The sequence below is a fragment of the Acinetobacter sp. YH12046 genome, from assembly GCF_013419905.1.
Taxonomy (GTDB): Bacteria; Pseudomonadota; Gammaproteobacteria; order Pseudomonadales; family Moraxellaceae; genus Acinetobacter.
Genome location: NZ_VOZF01000005.1, coordinates 16,946 through 34,531 on the forward strand (window position 1 = coordinate 16,946; position 17,586 = coordinate 34,531).

Sequence of the window (17,586 nt, forward strand, 5' to 3'; positions counted from 1 at the left end):
GCCCCAATTTATATTGGGGCGTTTATTAGCTTAATCCGAAGATTAGTCTAATGGTTGAACTTCTTCAGCTTGGAAGCCTTTTTGGCCTTTAACTACACTGAATTCAACACGTTGGCCGTCACGAAGTGAACGGTGGCCTTCGCCTTGGATTGCACGGAAATGAACGAATACGTCATCACCGCCGTTGCGTTGAATAAAGCCGAAGCCTTTAGTGTCGTTGAACCATTTAACTACGCCTTGTTCACGAGCAGCTGTCATAAGTTAATCCTCATTGATACTAAAAAAAGGACCACCCGGTGTTGCAAACAGCAGAGCAAACAAGTTTGAAAATATTATTTTTAAGCTTGTAATCATTCTGTAAAACTATTAACAAAATCCCGGTTACATCCATTGTGTATAGGGCGAAAAACAATCAATTTGTTTATCTGAAATCCTAAATACGCAACGAGCTTAACATGGGTTTATGACAATTAATAGATATTTTTTAGCTTTGTTCCTTTTGATTTAGTTATTTTTTTCACAATATATATCAGAAAAATTATATATATTATTTCATGTAACTTTTTAGCCAAATAGTTGGGTTTTGGCATCCTATTTGCTAATATTTATAGCCTTTTTTTTGCGATATGAATAAAACGGAAATGAGTGATAACCACAGTCAAGCGCATATTATTGATGCCATGGGTAAGCCCTGTCCGATGCCGCTCCTGATGTTAAAGCGTGCATTAAAAGCAGATCAGGGCAAAACATTCTTGCTAAAGTCATCAGATCCACATAGTCAAACTGATGTTACACGGTATTGCCAAATGCATCAGTTAAAATGCGAATCTCAACAGATTTCTGCAACCGAGTATCACTACCTGATTGAATCTTAAAAATTTTCAATTAAACTGGATGCTCTCCATACTCGTATAAAAGTTTACATTTCTCTACCCAAATATCCATTATTTGAGGAGAGTTTGGATTAAGATAAAACCTAGTTAAGGGTTAAATCCCCCGCACTTCAAGGAGAACACATGAGTGACAGCCGCAATCAATTGATGCCCCTGTCATTATCGGCGCCAGGTGTCAATCTTGGTGCTTATATTAGCACTGTCAATCAAATTCCTATTTTGACGGCCGAACAAGAAAAAGAGTTGGCCGAACGCTATTACTACGACCAGGACCTGGACGCAGCAAAAATGCTGGTCATGTCTCATTTGCGTTTCGTGGTACATATTGCACGTAGTTATGCAGGTTATGGCCTGCCTCAAGGTGACCTGATCCAGGAAGGCAACCTTGGCCTGATGAAAGCCGTTAAGCGTTTTGACCCTAGTATGGGCGTACGTCTGGTGTCATTTGCGGTGCACTGGATCAAAGCTGAAATTCATGAATATGTAATTCGTAACTGGCGTATTGTCAAAATTGCGACCACTAAAGCGCAGCGTAAACTGTTCTTCAATTTACGTAGTCTGAAAAAGTCTTCTAAAAAGTTAACGCTTGAAGAAGCTCAGTCGATTGCCAATGACCTGAATGTAACACCAGAACAGGTGTTGGAAATGGAAGGCCGATTGACGGCTTATGATGCAGCATTTGAAGCATCAGGTGACGATGATGACGAAAATTCAACTCACGTTGCTCCAGCACTATATCTGGAAGACAACCGTTATGACCCGGCACGTCTGATTGAAAATGAAGACTATGAGGAACAAAGCACCTCTGCTCTGCATGAAGCGATGGAACAGTTAGATGACCGTTCCCGTAATATCTTGCAGCGTCGCTGGCTGGATGATGAAAAATCAACCTTGCATGAACTGGCAGCTGAATATAATGTTTCCGCCGAACGTATCCGTCAGCTTGAAAAGAATGCAATGGAAAAGATTAAAGTAGCAATGTCTTCAAACTGATGTATTGAATTAATAAACTACTAATCTTAAGAAAAAGCCTTCATATATGAAGGCTTTTTTTGTCTTTTAATGCCGTGTTTCAGCCTTAGCTTTTATGCTAAGGTTAAGCGCAAACTTTATTGGGAAGGTCAATTCAAATGTGGATTGCGATTTCAGCACTGAATCTTGCGCTTGCAGTCATGCTCGGCGCATTTGGTGCCCATGGTTTAAAGACTCGAGCGACTGAAGCACAGTTGACCTGGTGGCAAACGGCCACAGATTATTTCTTCTACCATGCTCTTGGCTTACTTATTCTAGCAGTGATCAGCCGAGTAATTCCTGAATTGCCAATCAAATGGAGTTTTCTCCTGATCCAGGCGGGGATTTTCCTGTTCTGTGGCTCACTCTATGTCATGGCACTGGGTCTGCCGCGCGGTTTAGGTGCAATTACGCCAATTGGTGGTGCCTTAATGATTGCTGGCTGGTTAATTCTGGCCTGGAATGCCGTAAAATACCTCAAATAGGTCTGATGCTTTAATCAATAATCATGGAGGGTTGCCAAGATGCTGGTGTATATCAATGGCGAACAACAAGAAACTCAATGCAAGAACCTGCTGGAACTGGTTCAAAGTCTGGCGCTTGAGGGTAAACGCTTTGCAGTTGAGGTCAATGAAATGATTATTTCTAAAAGCAGATTGGGTGAAACGCCCATTTGCGAAGCGGACAAAATAGAAATTATTCACGCAGTCGGTGGCGGCTAATAACACTTGGAACAATTATGCAAGATTTATTACAGATCGGTTCACGCCAATTCCAGTCTCGTCTTTTAGTAGGCACAGGCAAATATAAAGATTTAAATGAAACAGATCAGGCCATTCAGGCCAGTGGTGCAGAAATTGTAACGGTTGCTATTCGCCGGGTGAATATTGGTCAGCATCCAGACCAACCGAACCTGCTTTCAGTGGTTCCACCAGAAAAATACACCATTTTACCAAATACTGCGGGCTGTTTTGATGCCAATAGCGCAGTACGCACCTGTATGCTAGCACGTGAACTGCTGGATGGTCATAACCTGGTAAAACTGGAAGTTCTGGGTGATGAAAAGACTCTTTATCCAAATATTACCGAAACTTTGAAAGCAGCGCGTACCCTGATTGATGACGGTTTTGAAATCATGGTCTATACCTCAGATGATCCGATCGTGGCACAAGAACTGGAAAGTATGGGCTGTGTAGCAATCATGCCTTTAGGTAGTCTGATCGGTTCAGGTCTGGGGATTCTGAATCCACACACGATTTCGATTATTAAAGAAAATGCCAAAGTGCCTGTGCTGGTTGATGCGGGTGTCGGTACTGCCAGTGATGCAGCGATTGCCATGGAACTAGGCTGTGACGGCGTACTGATGAATACTGCGATTGCTGCTGCACAAAATCCGGTCTTGATGGCCTCTGCGATGCGTAAGGCGGTTGAAGCGGGTCGTGAAGCATTCCTGGCCGGTCGTATGCCACGCAAACGCATGGCCAATGCCAGCTCACCTGAAACCGGTTATTTCTTTAAATAATAATCGAGGCTAGAGGCCCAAAAAATTATTTAAATCATGTCGATCTGTTCAGGAGTTTCCAGCAAACTCCTGGACTTTTAAATTTAGATACCCAATACCCCGGTCAACTTTGAAAATTAAATATTAAAAGTTCACGTCTTGGTTCGGATTAATTCGAATAGGAACTTCAAATCCATAGTTGAATTTATAAAAAAGCTTTAAAGTTCACCATAAATATCTATCCAATATTCAAAGAGATGACTTAACCTATTTTGCTAAACTTATCACTCAGCTTTGATCATCAATAAAATTATAAATAAAAGGAATTTAAACCGATGCTTTATCAGATCAAACTGCCTTTCCTATTTAGCACCCTGCTGTGTCTAGCATTTACACAAAGTGCTTGTGCGAAACCTCAGACAGGTAGTTCTCCTAAATCAAGCTATCAATCTTTTGTTCCGAAAAACTGGAAAGTTCTAGAAAAAGCACAAGGTGATTTAAATCAGGACGGTCAAGCGGATATTGCCCTGATTATTGAAGATACTAATCCCGAAAACTTTGTTGCAAATGCAGGTGTAGGTAATCATGTTCTGAATACCAACGAACGAAAACTTTTGATTTTATTCAAGCAGGCAAATGGTTATCAGCTTGCAGCTAGCAATACTACTTTGCCAACCGAAGGTGATGTAGAGTCGCCTTGCCTCACTGATCCACTTGGTGAATCCGAAGCCTTAAGCATTCAAAAAGGTGTACTTCGGGTTCATTTACACTACTGGCTAAGCTGTGGTTCATGGTATGTCACCAATTATACTTATACCTTTCGATACCAAGATAATGCTTTTAAATTGATTGGCTATGATGTAGATGATTTTCACCGTGCCTCGGGTGAGAGTACAGCACGAAGCATTAACTTTTTAACAGGCAAGCTAAAAACTACAACAGATGAAAATGAATTTTCAGAACAGACGCAACTTGCCAAAGTTCAATGGTCCACCTTAAAACACCGCTACGCACTGAAACTTGAACAGGTTCAATTTAATCAGCCACAAGAGTTCGAATAAAATTAAATATTACAAACTCTTTCAAACTGAGAATTACAGCTTAAAGTGCTTCTAAAATCCGAATCTTTACACTCGCAACCGCACCTTGAGTGGCTTTAGCATGTTGCTGCATATTTACACTATGCATGTGGGTTTCCAGATGCTGAATACTTTCCCATTTTTCAAACATCATGATTGAAAAAGGCACTTTGGTCTGTAATCGGCTCTCAATTGCCGGATGATCAATATAGACATCATAAAGATGACAGCCTGGCTCTTGTAATACCTGTGTGCGGATGTTGTTAAATGAATCCAGCACTGTTTTCATATCTTGTTCCGAATGACAGATGATTTCAGCAATAACGGTTAGCATGGTCATATCTCCTGATTAAGCAAAAATTTGAGTTAAATGTTCACGATACTGTGCGATATACGCTTCAACTTCAGGGGCTTTAATTACATCATTCACAATAAATGTCGGTAAAGCTTGCATCCCCAGGAATTGGTTGGCTTTATGAAAAGGTAGGTAAACGCCATCTACACCCACGCCATGAAAAAACTGCTCGGTATCTGTAAACGCATCCATCGGTGCATTCCAGGTAAGAGATAACATATAGTTTTTATCGTGAATCAGGCCACCTGAGCCATATTTTTTTGAAGCATCTGAACGTGAGCGACCATCATTTGCATACAGGCTGCCATGCCCTTCGGTAAAAACATCATCAATATACTTTTTCACTGGCCACGGCGCACCCATCCACCAGCCTGGCATTTGGTAAATGACCGTATCTGCCCAAAGGTATTTTTCTACTTCTGCTTTTGCATCATATTCATTGTCAGCACGAGTTACCTGAACCTGATGCCCCAGCTTTGTTAATACTTCTTGAGCCAGTTCGGCCAAAGTATCATTTAACTGACCATTTGAGTGGGCAAAAGCTTTTGCGCCATTAATTAATAAAATATTTTTCATGGAAAGAACCTGAAACCAAAAATTTATGCAGGCACTATATAGACTCTGCTTATTGCTAAAAAGCAGTGATTTTGCAAATCATTATTGACTAAATATCAACAATTACTTTGGAAGCAATAAAAAAAGCGCCTTATGACGCTTTTTCAAAATTTTAGTATTAAGGAATCAAACCTTCATCACGCATTGCAATCTGTACAGACTGACGTTCTGCAACCTTATTACGGATATGAATAATATTTTTATATGGACTCAGATCATGTTCAATCTGGTTCGACCAGTTGGTGAGAACAAACAGGTAAGCATCTGCCGGACCGAAATTATCATCGACCAGATAATCATTGTCCGATTCACCAATCGCCTTATCGATATAACTCAATAAACGGTCAATTTCTGCATATGCTTTTTCTTTGGCTTCATCTGATAATTTTCCAGTGAAGAATACAGCATAAGCATCATGCAGTTCTGAATTGAGATAACCTAACCACTCCAGCACTTTGGCACGTCCCATGCCAGAAGGTGGAATCAGATCTTGTTTTGGATCGTGTTGAGCAAGAAACGGTAAAATTGCAACATTTTCTGTAAGAATTAAACCCGGATTAATTTCTAATGCTGGTACATAACCTTTTGGGTTAATTTCGTAATAATCTGCACCTTTTTCTGTTTTATGGGTTTTTAAGTCAACACGTTCCAAATCAAAATCGACATTAATTTCATTTAAAATAATATGAGCTGCCAAAGAGCACGCGCCTGGCGAATAGTAAAGCTTCATTTCTGATCCTTGTTATACACTTCTCAATGTTTTAAATCGCTTCTGACAAACTTTCAAGTGATCAAACCTGTAAATTGCAAAAAAGCGTAACTGTGATTCAGCACAGTTACATATTCAATATTGAGGAATTTACAGGCTTTTGCAAGTCAATCTTGTGTAGATTTTTATCTGTATCTGTTTAAGATACGCAGGTTCTCAAAATTTAGATGATATTTCGTGATTAACCTGAAAAAAGAAGAATGGTTTTCCAATATCCGGACTGATGTACTGGCAGGTTTGGTGGTTGGACTCGCCCTGATTCCTGAATCTATTGCCTTTTCTGCGATTGCCGGTGTCGATCCGCAAGTCGGCTTATATGCCTCTTTCTGTATTGCCGTGTCCATTGCCTTTTTCGGTGGTCGTCCTGCCATGATTTCTGCGGCTACAGGTGCAATGGCACTATTGATGATTACGCTGGTCAAGGATCATGGCTTGCAATACCTGCTTGCAGCCACGATTCTGACCGGAATCATTCAGGTGATTGCGGGCTTTTTTAAAGTTGCCAAGCTGATGCGTTTTGTGTCGCAGGCTGTGGTATATGGTTTCTTGAATGCCCTCGCGATCCTGATTTTTGTGGCACAAATCCCGGAAATTCACCGGATGGACAGTACGGCTTATCTGTTCATTTTAGTAGGTTTGGCAATTATCTATCTGTTTCCTTATATCCCGAAAATCGGTAAAGCGATTCCATCGCCTCTGATCTGTATCGTCGTACTGAGCGCACTTGCGTTATTGCTTGGTGCAGATATGCGTACTGTGAGCGATCTGGGACAGTTTCCAGATACCTTGCCAGTCTTTCTTCTTCCAGAAATTCCACTGAATCTGGAAACTTTGCAGATTATCCTGCCTTATTCCTTTACTCTAGCCACTGTAGGTCTGCTTGAAAGTATGATGACGACTACAGTGATTGATGAAGTGACTGGAACTGAAGGTGACCGACATCAGGAATGTCGTGGTCAGGGTATGGCCAATATTGTCAGCGGTTTTATGGGCGGAATGGCCGGTTGTGCCATGATTGGCCAGTCGATTATCAATGTCTCATCAGGTGCTCGTACACGTTTATCGACATTAGTTGCTGGCGTATTTTTACTGTGTCTGGTGGTCTTCCTGAAAGACTGGCTGGCTTATATTCCTATGGCAGCACTGGTAGCTATTATGATTATGGTATCATTTACCACCTTCCAGTGGGGTGCAATCAAACAGTTTGGCAAGCATCCGCTAGAATTTAATACCGTGATGATTGCAGTGATAATTGTCGTGCTTGCTACTCATAATCTGGCGCTCGGTGTATTTGTCGGTGTATTGCTCTCTGCTCTGTTCTTTATTAATAAGCTGGAAAGAACTGTACATGTCTCGACTTATTTGCATAAGCCTAATTCACGTAGCTATATAATTTCTGGTCAGATTTTTTTCAGTAGTACAGAAAAGTTCTACCAGTTTTTTGATTTTAAGGAAAAGCTAGATCATGTTGAGCTAGATCTGACGCATGCACATATCTGGGATGTAACTTCAGTAAATATGCTCAATAACGTCATCCAGAAGTTTAAAGCCCAAGGCATAGACGTGACTGTAATTGGTTTAAATGAAGCCAGTAGCACTTTGATCGATCGTTTTAGTACCTGATCAAGCTTGATCTATAAAAGAGCCAACTGGCTCTTTTATTTTGTCTGAGATCTCTGGCTCGATTTTTATGGAGAAATACCGAGAAAAGTTTGACTTGCACCGCTCAGGACTTAAAATACCGCATTCTGAATTTTTAGATTTGCCAAAATTATGTCGAACGATCAATTAGACCAGCAAGTCGTGGAGCTGGACAATTTAAGCGAGCACCGTGAAATTGTGACGTTTATGCGCCGCTCAGCGCCATTAAATACCTCTCAACGTACTGCGCTTGAACAATATGGTCACTTAATTTTGGAATATCCGGTAGGTGATTTGCGTCAGCATTTTGAACACCCTGAACGTCCGCTGACTGTCGAAATCGGTTTTGGTATGGGCCGCTCTCTGGTTCTCATGGCGAAAGCGAATCCAGAGCGTAACTTTGTCGGAATCGAAGTGCATGTACCGGGTATTGCGCAGTGCGTGTATGAAGCAGGTATGGCTGGCGTGACGAACTTACGTGTACTGGATGCTGATGCGATTCAGGTACTTCGTGAAATGCCAGACAATAGCATCAACACCGTTCAGCTGTATTTCCCTGATCCATGGCAGAAAAAACGTCACTTTAAACGCCGTTTTGTATCTCATGACCGCATGCCATTGGTTGAGCAAAAACTGGAACTTGGCGGTACTTTCCATGCTGCAACAGACTGGGAACCGTATGCTGAGTGGATGCTGGAAGTTCTGGAAGAACGTCCACGTTTAGAAAACCTGGCGGGTAAAGGAAACAGCTACCCTCGTCCTGAATGGCGCCCACAGACCAAATTTGAACGTCGCGGGATCGAAGCTGGCCACAAGATTAATGACTTTATCTTTAAGAAAATTTCTTAATATCTATAAGTCTAAAAAGCGCTGATTATTCAGCGCTTTTTTATTAGCTCTGATGGCGTTCTAAAATCTGCTGGCTGAGTAATCTATATACATCTGCCAAGTCTTGTCGCTGAGACTGCTCTAGCATCTGCTGATGCATATTCAGAATATTCTGATCACCACGCATCGCAGGTCCAGTCTGCCCCGGGCGTGGATCATTTTGCGTCGCTTTATGGGCTGTTTCCAGAATCAATGGATAAAGCAGGCTAAAGTCTACCTGCTGTGCATCTACTACCTGCTTGGCCATGTCATAACAGTAGTTGCTAAAATTGCAGGCAAACACTGCAGCCAGATGCAAGCTCAAACGTTGGTCCGAACTATATTGATAAACTCGTTTGCTTAGGCTATTTGCTAAATGAGTTAAGATTTCTTGATCTTCTGGCTCAGACGCTTCAATAAATAAAGGCGTATTTTCCCAGTCAATTTCACGTTCCAGACTAAAGGTTTGCAATGGATAAAAGACGCCAGACTTTGCATGTACATCTGCTAGAACATTCAGGTGAGAACTGCCTGAAGTATGGACAATCAGCACATCTTGCAAGTAAAAATAGACTTGTCTGATGACCTCAGCAATTGATTGATCACTCACGGCAATGATCATCAAGTCTATATCCTGATTCAGATTTTCAGGTTGAGCGATGGCTTGCGCTTTAAATTGATCAGCCAGTTGCTGTGCTTTATCCAGAGTCCGGCTGTAGATCTGTACAATTTCATGTTGTGCTGACAATGCATGGGCAAGATGATAAGCCACTCGCCCTGCCCCAATAATACTAATCCGCATTCATCAATATTCCTGAACCATTGCGCACAGCATGCCAATAAAAAAAGGATGAATCAATTCATCCTTTTGCTTTTAAATCAGTTTTAGAATTTTCGTAAGGTCAGAATCTGTTCACTGCGACCGAAAGGCCCGTGAATATCATGCAGCACACCGCTGGTGAGACCAATCCCATCTTCACCATACTGTTGCACCACTTCCAGCCCCAGCCATTCACCTTGCGGCAGACGGTGCATATGAATCTGCAAATCCAGATTCGGGAATCCCCAGCCCGCATTTGGATCCTGACGTGGCACAATGCCATTCGCGGTATCGACCATACCGAGTAAACGACTAAAATCTGTAGTCGGTTGTCCTTCTACCATATCCAATGAATTTCTGAGCCAGACAATGCCTTTGCCTGCACGATGATCAGGATGTGCACGGGTTTCAATACTTTGAATATAACCGCCCGGCCAGCAACTCATACCCTCCCAAACCGGTAAAAACTCAGGGCTTTCAATCGGAAAATCTTCGATACCTGCAATGGCCCGGCTATCCGAAGTCAGCATCCTCCAGGCACGAGCAACGATACAGGTTTTTCCATTGGCACACATTTCCGCCTCAATCAGTTCAATAGTTTTGCCAGGACGGATCATGCGTGTAGTAATAGAAAATTCACCAAATGCAATCAACCCAAAAATATCCAGTCCAACCCGGCCAATGCGCATTTCTGATCTAGGCTGAAACTGTTCTAGTTCAACACATAGAATACCGGTTGCTGGCGCCATGTGCTGTTCATGAGGATTCCACGCACCTTGAGCATGAATATTGGAACGATAATAGGCAGTATTACTGCCATCTGTATGCTGCTCGCGCTGGATCAAACTATAATATGCTGACATTATTCTTAAACTTCCTTGATTATTCTCTTAAACTTTAAAATTCATATAAAGTTTCATGATCTTTATTTTCTGAGTAAAAAACCATAATAATTCATGATTTGACTATAAATTTTGCGCTGTTTAAATCCGACTTTTGTTAAAAGTTCATTTGAATCTTCTACTGAAATCAGGAAAAAGTCCTGCTGCAATCTGGCCAGCATATTTTCGCTTTGCTGCACACTAAGTCCGGTTTGCTGTGCCATTTTTTGCATTACCTTTAATTCATTCTCATCTTCTGGTTGCATCAGATCATAGGTCAATCCGATCCCGCCAGCTTTAAGGCTCTGATAGATAGCCTGAAAAAAATCAGATTTCTGAGGTTCAGGAATAAAATGGACGACTAAAATAGCGAGTGCAGCATCGAATGAATTTTGTTGATCCAGTTCCTGAGTGGTGCACTGTATAAACTGAACTCGTTGTTCAGCGCCAATAGAAGCCAGCTGCTTCCTTGCCTGCTCAAGCATTGCAGCGGAAGGATCAATCGCAGTAAATGTCCAGTTTGGATGCTGTTGCAATAAATAAGATAGTTCATAACCAGTTCCGCAACCCACAATCAGGATATGTGCATTTTCTGGAAGCTCAGTACTGAGTATTGCTTCAATCTGTTGATGCACCAGTTCATAGCCAGGAATCAGTTTACGGATATGATCATCATAACTGGCGACCACCACTTCACTGTGAAAGTTTTTTGCCATCTGTTTACTCTGATTTATATAGAAATAGATTTTTATCTATTAAAAGAAATTGCTAAATACATGACCTCAATTTGCAAGATGGATTCTTCTTCCATTGTGCAGGTGCTTCGTTACTTTGACTGGGCAAAGTAACCAAACCCCTCTGTTTCATTGATATGGCATCCTTGCCATACAATGAAACGGCGGCATCCATGCCGCCAGGTCATCTGATCAAATACTATTTAAACTTAGCTTTAATTAATTTAAGCAATCTCTTTTAAATTTAATTCTTCACGCATAAATTCACGCAACTTGAACTTCTGTGCCTTACCTGAAGCCGTCATTGGAAATTCATGGAAGAAACGCACATAACGCGGCACTTTATTGTGAGAAATATGCTCGGCACAATACTGGCGGATGGCTTCTTCGGTACATGGATCATTCTCATGCAGGATAATGCAGGCACAAAGCTCTTCACCATATTTATGGTCTGGCACGCCAATCACCTGCACATCCGACACCGCTGGATGGGTATAAAGGAAATCTTCAATTTCTTTCGGGAACAGGTTTTCACCGCCACGAATGACCACATCCTTGATACGTCCCTTAATTTTGACAAAACCTTCATCATCCATTTCAGCAATATCACCGGTATGCATCCAGCGTGCTGCATCAATCACTTCCTGCGTCTTGTCCTGGTCCTCCCAATAACCGAGCATCACGGAATAACCACGCACACACAGTTCACCCAATTGACCGCGCGGCACCACCTTACCATTTTCATCGACAATTTTCACTTCCAGATGCGGATGGACACGGCCAACTGTACTGACACGACGTTCAACACTGTCTTCAGTAGAACTCTGGGCACTTACCGGAGCAGTTTCAGTCATGCCATAACAGATGGTAATTTCGGACATATGCATCCGCTCAATCACGCGCTGCATAATTTCCTGCGGACACGGGCTACCCGCCATAATGCCGGTACGCAGACTGGATAGATCAAATTCGTCAAACTGCTCATGTTCCAGTACGGCAATAAACATGGTCGGTACGCCATAAGCTGCCGTACATTTTTCCTGCTGAATGGCTTTTAAGGTTTCCAGCGGATTAAATACGGCAGATGGATAAATCATGGCTGAACCATGGGTAATACAGGCCAGATTGCCCATTACCATGCCAAAGCAGTGGAATAGTGGAACAGAAATACAGACACGGTCTTCTGGACTTAAGTGAATCGCCTCACCGACAAAGTAACCATTATTTAAAATATTGTTATGGGTCAGCATTGTACCCTTAGGGTTACCTGTAGTTCCCGAAGTAAACTGGATATTGATAGTTTCATCGAACTGCAAATCAGTGGAGATCTGTTGCAGCTGTTCCAGCTCTTGAGCACTTGGTGTAGGCATTAAATCCTGAAAACGATGAATGCCAGTATGCTGCTGCTCATCAATTTTAATGACATGCTTTAAATGTGGGAGACGCTCTGCATTCAGTAATTTATTTTCAGCCTGTTTTAATTCAGGCGCAATTTTGGTCAGGATTTCCTGATAGTCCGTGGTTTTAAACTGCGATGCAATGACCAGTCCCTTACAGGACACTTTATTCAGGACATATTCCAGCTCATTGCTTTTATAGGCCGGATTCAGGTTAACCAGAATAATGCCTGCCTTGAAAGCTGCGAACTGGGTAATAGTCCATTCCACACAGTTCGGCGACCAGATCGCCAGACGGTCACCTTTTTGCATACCCAATTTCAGCAGCTGACAGGCAAAGGCATTGACCTGATCCTGTAGCTGCCGATAACTCAGGCGTATGTTCTGATGCATACTGACAACTGCATCGCGATCTGCATATTGTTCGCAAGCCTGATCAAATTTTTCACCAATCGTCATACCCAATAAAGGCTGGCTGCTGGTTCCATAGGCATAGCTTAACCGTACTTGTGTCATTGAATCGATCTCCTTGATTCTTTGTAATTCTGATTTTCAACTTTACTAATTGTTTTATGACCACGACGACCTTGTCTATGTGCCTGTTTTTGTGCGTCTATGCTGCTGAATTTCCCTCCTGTCGATGTACTGCGTTAACACAAAAATCGGCAATCTGTTTGACAAAGTGATCCTTGTAGTTCTGATCAAACATTACATTACGGGACGGATTTAAAGGTTCAATCACGACAAAGGTCATGGCACCGACCACACCCAAAGCTGCCGTATTTAAATCTTCAAACTCGAACTCTCCATTCACCTTTCCTTCGGCCAGGATTTCCTTAATGCTTTGTTTAAGCAGCTGTTTACTGCGAAAACGCTCATGTTCCATTTCCGGATCAACCGGTTCAAACATAAGTGAATACGCCAACTGGGGGCTATTCATGGCACGTTTCACAAAAGTTGTAACAGATTTTTGCAATTTCAGTTTTGGCGACAAATCCGACCCGGCAATGGAAACAAGAATTCCAACTTCGTGCTGAATCGCTGCCGACAAAACCTCAATCAAAATCTGGCTTTTGTTTTCAAAATATCGATATACCAGCCCTGTAGAAACGCCTGCGCGTTCTGCAATCGCCTGAATCGACGCCTCTTTAAAGCCCCCTTGAGTAATCAGTTCACGAGCAGACTGTAAAATCGACAAACGATTTTGTTCCATTCGTTCCTGCATCAGTGATGATCTTTTATAACTCATAATCTTATTCTCAACCAGATAAAATGAATTGTAAATCATTTTGTGAATATAGGTTCACTTTTTTAATTTTTCGTTGTATGTTAAAAAAACAAGCACAACAAAAATGCTTTTGGACACAACAAATATAATCTCAGGATGGATGAAGAATGAATTTACAAAGCTTAGATTTCGGTTTGGATGAAACTCTTATTGCGCTTCGTGATTCAGTGGCCGCTTTTTGCGCCAAGGAAATTGCCCCAATTGCCCAGCAAGTTGACCGTGACAATGAATTCCCGGCTCACCTCTGGAAAAAATTTGGTGATATGGGCCTACTTGGTTTAACGGTCAGTGAAGAATATGGCGGTACCAATCTGGGGTATCTGGCCCATATTATTGCCATGCAAGAAATTTCCCGTGCTTCAGCATCCATTGGTTTGTCCTATGGCGCCCATTCTAACCTATGTGTTAACCAAATTAAGCGAAATGGTAATGAAGAACAAAAACAGCGTTATCTGCCAAAACTGATTTCTGGCGAATATGTTGGTGCATTGGCAATGTCTGAGCCGAATGCCGGATCAGATGTAGTCAGCATGAAACTGAAAGCTGAAGATAAAGGCGATCATTATCTACTCAATGGTTCCAAGATGTGGATCACTAACGGTGGTGATGCCGATGTACTTGTCGTCTATGCCAAAACCGATTTACAAGCTGGTGCCAAAGGCATGACTGCTTTTCTGGTTGAGAAAAATATGCCAGGTTTTAGTCACGGCACTCATTTAGACAAATTGGGCATGCGTGGTTCGAATACTTATCCCCTGTTTTTTGACAATGTTGAAGTTCCGAAAGAAAACGTGCTTGGCGGTGTCGGCAATGGAACCAAAGTGCTGATGAGCGGTCTGGACTATGAACGTGCGGTTCTCAGTGCTGGTCCATTGGGCATTATGGATGCCTGCATGGATACCGTGATTCCTTATATTCATGACCGCAAGCAGTTTGGTCAGGCACTGGGTGAATTCCAGTTGATGCAAGGCAAAATTGCTGACATGTACTCTACCTGGCTGGCATGTAAGGCACTGGTTTATGCGGTCGGCGCTGAATGTGACAAGGCCGATCATAGCCGTAGCCTGCGTAAAGATGCTGCCAGTGCCATTTTATATGCCGCTGAAAAAGCCACCTGGATGGCGGGTGAAACCATTCAGACCCTAGGTGGGAACGGTTATATCAATGAATTTGCTGCAGGCCGTTTATGGCGCGATGCCAAACTCTATGAAATTGGCGCCGGAACTTCCGAAATCCGCCGCATGCTCATTGGCCGTGAGCTCTTCAACGAAACAGCCTAAACATTAACACTTAGAATAAAACAAGGATGTTCGTCATGAATCAGTTACAGAGCAAAATCAATATACGTAGTGAAGAGTTTAAGACCAACCAGGCTGCCATGCTGCAACTGGTGGATGACCTGAAACAGAAAGTAGAAAAAATTGCCTTGGGTGGCGGAGAAACTGCCCGTCAGAAACATCTGGATCGCGGCAAATTACTGCCGCGTGAACGGATTAATCATTTAATTGATCCAGGCACGGCTTTTCTGGAAATCGGTCAACTGGCTGCCTATCAGGTTTATCAGGATGATGTTCCTGCAGCAGGTGTAGTCGCTGGTGTGGGTCAGGTGAATGGCGTAACCTGCATGATCGTGGCCAATGATGCCACAGTCAAAGGCGGTACTTATTATCCACTTACGGTGAAAAAGCATTTACGAGCCCAGGAAATTGCCGAGCAGAATCATTTGCCATGTATTTATCTGGTCGATTCTGGTGGTGCTTATCTGCCTTTACAGGATGAAGTATTCCCGGATCGTGATCACTTCGGTCGTATCTTTTACAATCAGGCACGTATGTCGAGTCTGGGTATTGCCCAGATTGCAGTGGTAATGGGTAGCTGTACGGCAGGTGGTGCTTATGTGCCAGCGATGTCAGATGAAACCATTATTGTGCGTAATCAAGGCACGATTTTCCTCGGCGGCCCTCCTCTGGTGAAAGCGGCAACCGGTGAAGTGGTTTCTAGTGAAGACTTAGGTGGTGGTGATGTACATACCCGTTTATCTGGGGTTGCCGATCATCTGGCAGAAAATGATGAACACGCAATTGCCATTGCCCGCAACATTGTGGCGAACCTGAATAAAAAGCCAAATAAAACTGCAGATGAAATTGAAGCACCGCGTTTTGACAGTTCAGAGCTGTATGGCATTGTGCCAAGCGATGCACGTAAACCGTTTGATATCCGTGAAGTGATTGCGCGTATTGTCGACGGTTCACGCTTTGACGAATTCAAGGCACGCTTTGGGACTACCCTGGTCACTGGCTTTGCCAAGCTCTATGGAATGCCAGTTGGAATTATTGCCAACAATGGAATTTTATTCTCTGAGTCTGCGCAAAAAGGCGCGCATTTTATTGAACTATGTACCCAGCGCAATATTCCGCTGATCTTCCTGCAAAACATCACCGGCTTTATGGTGGGTCGTCAGTATGAAAATGAAGGTATTGCTAAAAATGGTGCCAAGCTGGTGATGGCCGTCGCGACAGCCAATGTGCCTAAACTGACTCTGGTGATTGGCGGTTCTTTTGGTGCCGGTAACTATGGCATGTGTGGCCGTGCTTACTCGCCACGCTTTATGTGGACCTGGCCAAACTCGCGTATTTCAGTGATGGGCGGTGAACAGGCCTCTAGCGTATTGTCGACTTTGAAACGCGATCAGATTGAGCAAAAAGGTGGAACCTGGTCAGCTGAAGAAGAAGACCAGTTTAAACAGCCAATTCGTGACCAATATGAACGCCAAGGCCATCCTTATTATGCTTCTGCGCGTTTATGGGATGACGGTGTCATTGATCCAGCGCAATCGCGTGAAGTCCTGGCCCTAAGTCTGGCTGCAGCGATGAATGCACCAATCCAGCCAACCAAATTCGGCGTGTTCCGCATGTAAGAGGTGACAAAAATGGACTATCAATTTTTACAGCTCGAACAGCAGAATCAGGTAGCAACGGTCTGGATTAATCGCGCTGAATTGCACAATGCATTTAATACCCAGGTCATTGAAGAGCTACATGCCTGTTTCCAGTCTTTAAATCAGCGTGATGACGTACGCGTGGTGATTCTGGCAGGCCGAGGCAAAAGCTTCTCTGCGGGTGCAGATCTGAACTGGATGAAACAGGCCGGTCAGGCCTCACAGGCAGACAATGAAGCCGATGCTCTCAAACTGGCAAAAATGTTGCAAAGTCTGGCGACATTAAAACAACCGACGATTGCCCGTGTCCATGGAATTGCTTTTGGCGGCGGTATGGGACTGGCATCCGCTTGTGATATCTGTATCGCCAGCACTGATGCCAAGTTTGCAACGTCTGAAGTACGTTTAGGATTAGCCCCTTCGACCATTAGTCCGTATGTGATTCGTGCGATTGGCGCCCGTCAGGCGTCACGTTATTTCCTGACTGCTGAGCGAATCTCAGCTGAACAGGCGAAAACCATTGGTCTGGCACATGAAGTGACTGCACCAGAACAGCTCGACAGCAAAATTGATGAGATTGTGGAAGCGCTCTTACTCGGTGGACCAGCAGCGCAAAACGCCTCAAAACAGCTGATTCAACTGGTCGATCAACAGGTCCTGACTGAAGATCTGCTGTTTAAAACCGCACAGCATATTGCCCATGTTCGCCAGGGAGATGAGGCGAAAAATGGACTGAATGCATTTTTAAACAAACAAAGCCCGGCCTGGATTAAGACCACGGCATAACAACAAGAAGG

20 protein-coding genes are annotated in these 17,586 nt (G+C 43.1%); 11 read left to right on the forward strand and 9 right to left on the reverse strand.

Annotated elements, in window-relative coordinates:
- Positions 1–42: 42 nt before the first annotated feature.
- On the reverse strand, positions 43–258 hold the full coding sequence (locus FTU03_RS05155) for a cold-shock protein (protein WP_004782461.1): 216 nt from the start codon (positions 256–258) through the stop codon (positions 43–45).
- Between the two features lie 383 nt (positions 259–641).
- On the opposite strand from FTU03_RS05155, the gene FTU03_RS05160 reads away from it, so the two are divergent.
- The 6 genes from FTU03_RS05160 (at position 642) to FTU03_RS05185 (ending at position 4,466) form a co-directional block, all read left to right on the forward strand.
- Positions 642–875 carry a sulfurtransferase TusA family protein gene (locus FTU03_RS05160; protein ID WP_179992283.1) on the forward strand — a complete coding sequence of 78 codons (234 nt, stop codon included), beginning with the start codon at positions 642–644 and terminating at the stop codon, positions 873–875.
- 141 nt (positions 876–1,016) lie between these two features.
- A complete protein-coding gene (gene rpoH / locus FTU03_RS05165; protein ID WP_004782464.1) occupies positions 1,017–1,886 on the forward strand; it encodes an RNA polymerase sigma factor RpoH in 870 nt (289 codons plus the stop codon).
- 137 nt (positions 1,887–2,023) lie between these two features.
- Positions 2,024–2,389 (forward strand): DUF423 domain-containing protein, encoded by a 366-nt coding sequence (locus FTU03_RS05170; protein ID WP_004782466.1) that lies wholly within the window; start codon positions 2,024–2,026, stop codon positions 2,387–2,389.
- Positions 2,390–2,428: 39 nt separating this feature from the next.
- Entirely contained in the window at positions 2,429–2,626 is a 198-nt protein-coding gene (gene thiS / locus FTU03_RS05175; protein ID WP_005235073.1) for a sulfur carrier protein ThiS, read from the forward strand.
- A gap of 17 nt (positions 2,627–2,643) precedes the next feature.
- Positions 2,644–3,426: a thiazole synthase gene (locus FTU03_RS05180; RefSeq protein WP_034702140.1), complete on the forward strand. Its 783-nt coding sequence runs from the start codon at positions 2,644–2,646 to the stop codon at positions 3,424–3,426.
- A 314-nt stretch (positions 3,427–3,740) separates the two neighbouring features.
- Positions 3,741–4,466: a hypothetical protein gene (locus FTU03_RS05185; RefSeq protein ID WP_179992282.1), complete on the forward strand. Its 726-nt coding sequence runs from the start codon at positions 3,741–3,743 to the stop codon at positions 4,464–4,466.
- Positions 4,467–4,506: 40 nt separating this feature from the next.
- Here FTU03_RS05185 and FTU03_RS05190 read toward each other — a convergent pair whose 3' ends face one another.
- The 3 genes from FTU03_RS05190 to FTU03_RS05200 form a co-directional block, all read right to left on the reverse strand.
- Positions 4,507–4,818 (reverse strand): putative quinol monooxygenase, encoded by a 312-nt coding sequence (locus FTU03_RS05190; RefSeq protein WP_179992281.1) that lies wholly within the window; start codon positions 4,816–4,818, stop codon positions 4,507–4,509.
- Between the two features lie 15 nt (positions 4,819–4,833).
- The gene (locus FTU03_RS05195; protein WP_179992280.1) at positions 4,834–5,415 is read right to left on the reverse strand and encodes an NAD(P)H-dependent oxidoreductase; all 582 of its coding nucleotides are present in this window, start codon (positions 5,413–5,415) and stop codon (positions 4,834–4,836) included.
- 157 nt (positions 5,416–5,572) lie between these two features.
- Positions 5,573–6,184, reverse strand: a complete 612-nt coding sequence (locus FTU03_RS05200; RefSeq protein ID WP_004782472.1) for a glutathione binding-like protein — start codon at positions 6,182–6,184, stop codon at positions 5,573–5,575.
- 216 nt (positions 6,185–6,400) lie between these two features.
- Between FTU03_RS05200 and FTU03_RS05205 the strand changes: the two genes are divergently transcribed.
- A complete protein-coding gene (locus FTU03_RS05205; protein WP_179992279.1) occupies positions 6,401–7,846 on the forward strand; it encodes a SulP family inorganic anion transporter in 1,446 nt (481 codons plus the stop codon).
- A gap of 150 nt (positions 7,847–7,996) precedes the next feature.
- Positions 7,997–8,713, forward strand: a complete 717-nt coding sequence (trmB, locus tag FTU03_RS05210; protein WP_004782474.1) for a tRNA (guanosine(46)-N7)-methyltransferase TrmB — start codon at positions 7,997–7,999, stop codon at positions 8,711–8,713.
- A 43-nt stretch (positions 8,714–8,756) separates the two neighbouring features.
- On the opposite strand, the gene FTU03_RS05215 is transcribed toward trmB, so the two are convergent.
- The 5 genes from FTU03_RS05215 to FTU03_RS05235 all read right to left on the reverse strand — a co-directional run bounded on the left by FTU03_RS05215 (position 8,757) and on the right by FTU03_RS05235 (position 13,812).
- Positions 8,757–9,533 carry a Rossmann-like and DUF2520 domain-containing protein gene (locus FTU03_RS05215; RefSeq protein ID WP_179992278.1) on the reverse strand — a complete coding sequence of 259 codons (777 nt, stop codon included), beginning with the start codon at positions 9,531–9,533 and terminating at the stop codon, positions 8,757–8,759.
- Between the two features lie 83 nt (positions 9,534–9,616).
- Positions 9,617–10,414, reverse strand: a complete 798-nt coding sequence (locus tag FTU03_RS05220) for a thioesterase family protein (RefSeq protein ID WP_179992277.1) — start codon at positions 10,412–10,414, stop codon at positions 9,617–9,619.
- Positions 10,415–10,476: 62 nt separating this feature from the next.
- Entirely contained in the window at positions 10,477–11,148 is a 672-nt protein-coding gene (locus FTU03_RS05225; protein WP_034702126.1) for a class I SAM-dependent methyltransferase, read from the reverse strand.
- 242 nt (positions 11,149–11,390) lie between these two features.
- Positions 11,391–13,079 (reverse strand): AMP-binding protein, encoded by a 1,689-nt coding sequence (locus FTU03_RS05230; RefSeq protein ID WP_004782479.1) that lies wholly within the window; start codon positions 13,077–13,079, stop codon positions 11,391–11,393.
- Positions 13,080–13,176: 97 nt separating this feature from the next.
- Complete coding sequence (locus tag FTU03_RS05235) at positions 13,177–13,812, reverse strand: TetR/AcrR family transcriptional regulator (protein ID WP_004782481.1); 636 nt, start codon at positions 13,810–13,812, stop codon at positions 13,177–13,179.
- Positions 13,813–13,958: 146 nt separating this feature from the next.
- Between FTU03_RS05235 and FTU03_RS05240 the strand changes: the two genes are divergently transcribed.
- From FTU03_RS05240 to FTU03_RS05250, 3 genes are read left to right on the forward strand one after another with little or no spacing between them, the layout of a single operon-like run.
- Positions 13,959–15,131, forward strand: a complete 1,173-nt coding sequence (locus tag FTU03_RS05240; protein WP_004782484.1) for an isovaleryl-CoA dehydrogenase — start codon at positions 13,959–13,961, stop codon at positions 15,129–15,131.
- 35 nt (positions 15,132–15,166) lie between these two features.
- Positions 15,167–16,768: a carboxyl transferase domain-containing protein gene (locus FTU03_RS05245; protein ID WP_004782485.1), complete on the forward strand. Its 1,602-nt coding sequence runs from the start codon at positions 15,167–15,169 to the stop codon at positions 16,766–16,768.
- Between the two features lie 12 nt (positions 16,769–16,780).
- Positions 16,781–17,575 (forward strand): enoyl-CoA hydratase/isomerase family protein, encoded by a 795-nt coding sequence (locus tag FTU03_RS05250; RefSeq protein ID WP_004782487.1) that lies wholly within the window; start codon positions 16,781–16,783, stop codon positions 17,573–17,575.
- The last annotated feature ends 11 nt before the right edge of the window (positions 17,576–17,586 follow it).

Excerpts from the sequence above, each read along its gene's own strand:
- FTU03_RS05155 (WP_004782461.1), bottom strand. The coding sequence starts at position 258 with ATGACAGCTGCTCGTGAACAAGGCGTAGTTAAATGGTTCAACGACACT.
- FTU03_RS05160 (WP_179992283.1), top strand. The coding sequence starts at position 642 with ATGAGTGATAACCACAGTCAAGCGCATATTATTGATGCCATGGGTAAG.
- rpoH (WP_004782464.1), top strand. The coding sequence starts at position 1,017 with ATGAGTGACAGCCGCAATCAATTGATGCCCCTGTCATTATCGGCGCCA.
- FTU03_RS05170 (WP_004782466.1), top strand. The coding sequence starts at position 2,024 with ATGTGGATTGCGATTTCAGCACTGAATCTTGCGCTTGCAGTCATGCTC.
- thiS (WP_005235073.1), top strand. The coding sequence starts at position 2,429 with ATGCTGGTGTATATCAATGGCGAACAACAAGAAACTCAATGCAAGAAC.
- FTU03_RS05180 (WP_034702140.1), top strand. The coding sequence starts at position 2,644 with ATGCAAGATTTATTACAGATCGGTTCACGCCAATTCCAGTCTCGTCTT.
- FTU03_RS05185 (WP_179992282.1), top strand. The coding sequence starts at position 3,741 with ATGCTTTATCAGATCAAACTGCCTTTCCTATTTAGCACCCTGCTGTGT.
- FTU03_RS05190 (WP_179992281.1), bottom strand. The coding sequence starts at position 4,818 with ATGCTAACCGTTATTGCTGAAATCATCTGTCATTCGGAACAAGATATG.
- FTU03_RS05195 (WP_179992280.1), bottom strand. The coding sequence starts at position 5,415 with ATGAAAAATATTTTATTAATTAATGGCGCAAAAGCTTTTGCCCACTCA.
- FTU03_RS05200 (WP_004782472.1), bottom strand. The coding sequence starts at position 6,184 with ATGAAGCTTTACTATTCGCCAGGCGCGTGCTCTTTGGCAGCTCATATT.
- trmB (WP_004782474.1), top strand. The coding sequence starts at position 7,997 with ATGTCGAACGATCAATTAGACCAGCAAGTCGTGGAGCTGGACAATTTA.
- FTU03_RS05215 (WP_179992278.1), bottom strand. The coding sequence starts at position 9,533 with ATGCGGATTAGTATTATTGGGGCAGGGCGAGTGGCTTATCATCTTGCC.
- FTU03_RS05220 (WP_179992277.1), bottom strand. The coding sequence starts at position 10,414 with ATGTCAGCATATTATAGTTTGATCCAGCGCGAGCAGCATACAGATGGC.
- FTU03_RS05225 (WP_034702126.1), bottom strand. The coding sequence starts at position 11,148 with ATGGCAAAAAACTTTCACAGTGAAGTGGTGGTCGCCAGTTATGATGAT.
- FTU03_RS05230 (WP_004782479.1), bottom strand. The coding sequence starts at position 13,079 with ATGACACAAGTACGGTTAAGCTATGCCTATGGAACCAGCAGCCAGCCT.
- FTU03_RS05235 (WP_004782481.1), bottom strand. The coding sequence starts at position 13,812 with ATGAGTTATAAAAGATCATCACTGATGCAGGAACGAATGGAACAAAAT.
- FTU03_RS05240 (WP_004782484.1), top strand. The coding sequence starts at position 13,959 with ATGAATTTACAAAGCTTAGATTTCGGTTTGGATGAAACTCTTATTGCG.
- FTU03_RS05245 (WP_004782485.1), top strand. The coding sequence starts at position 15,167 with ATGAATCAGTTACAGAGCAAAATCAATATACGTAGTGAAGAGTTTAAG.
- FTU03_RS05250 (WP_004782487.1), top strand. The coding sequence starts at position 16,781 with ATGGACTATCAATTTTTACAGCTCGAACAGCAGAATCAGGTAGCAACG.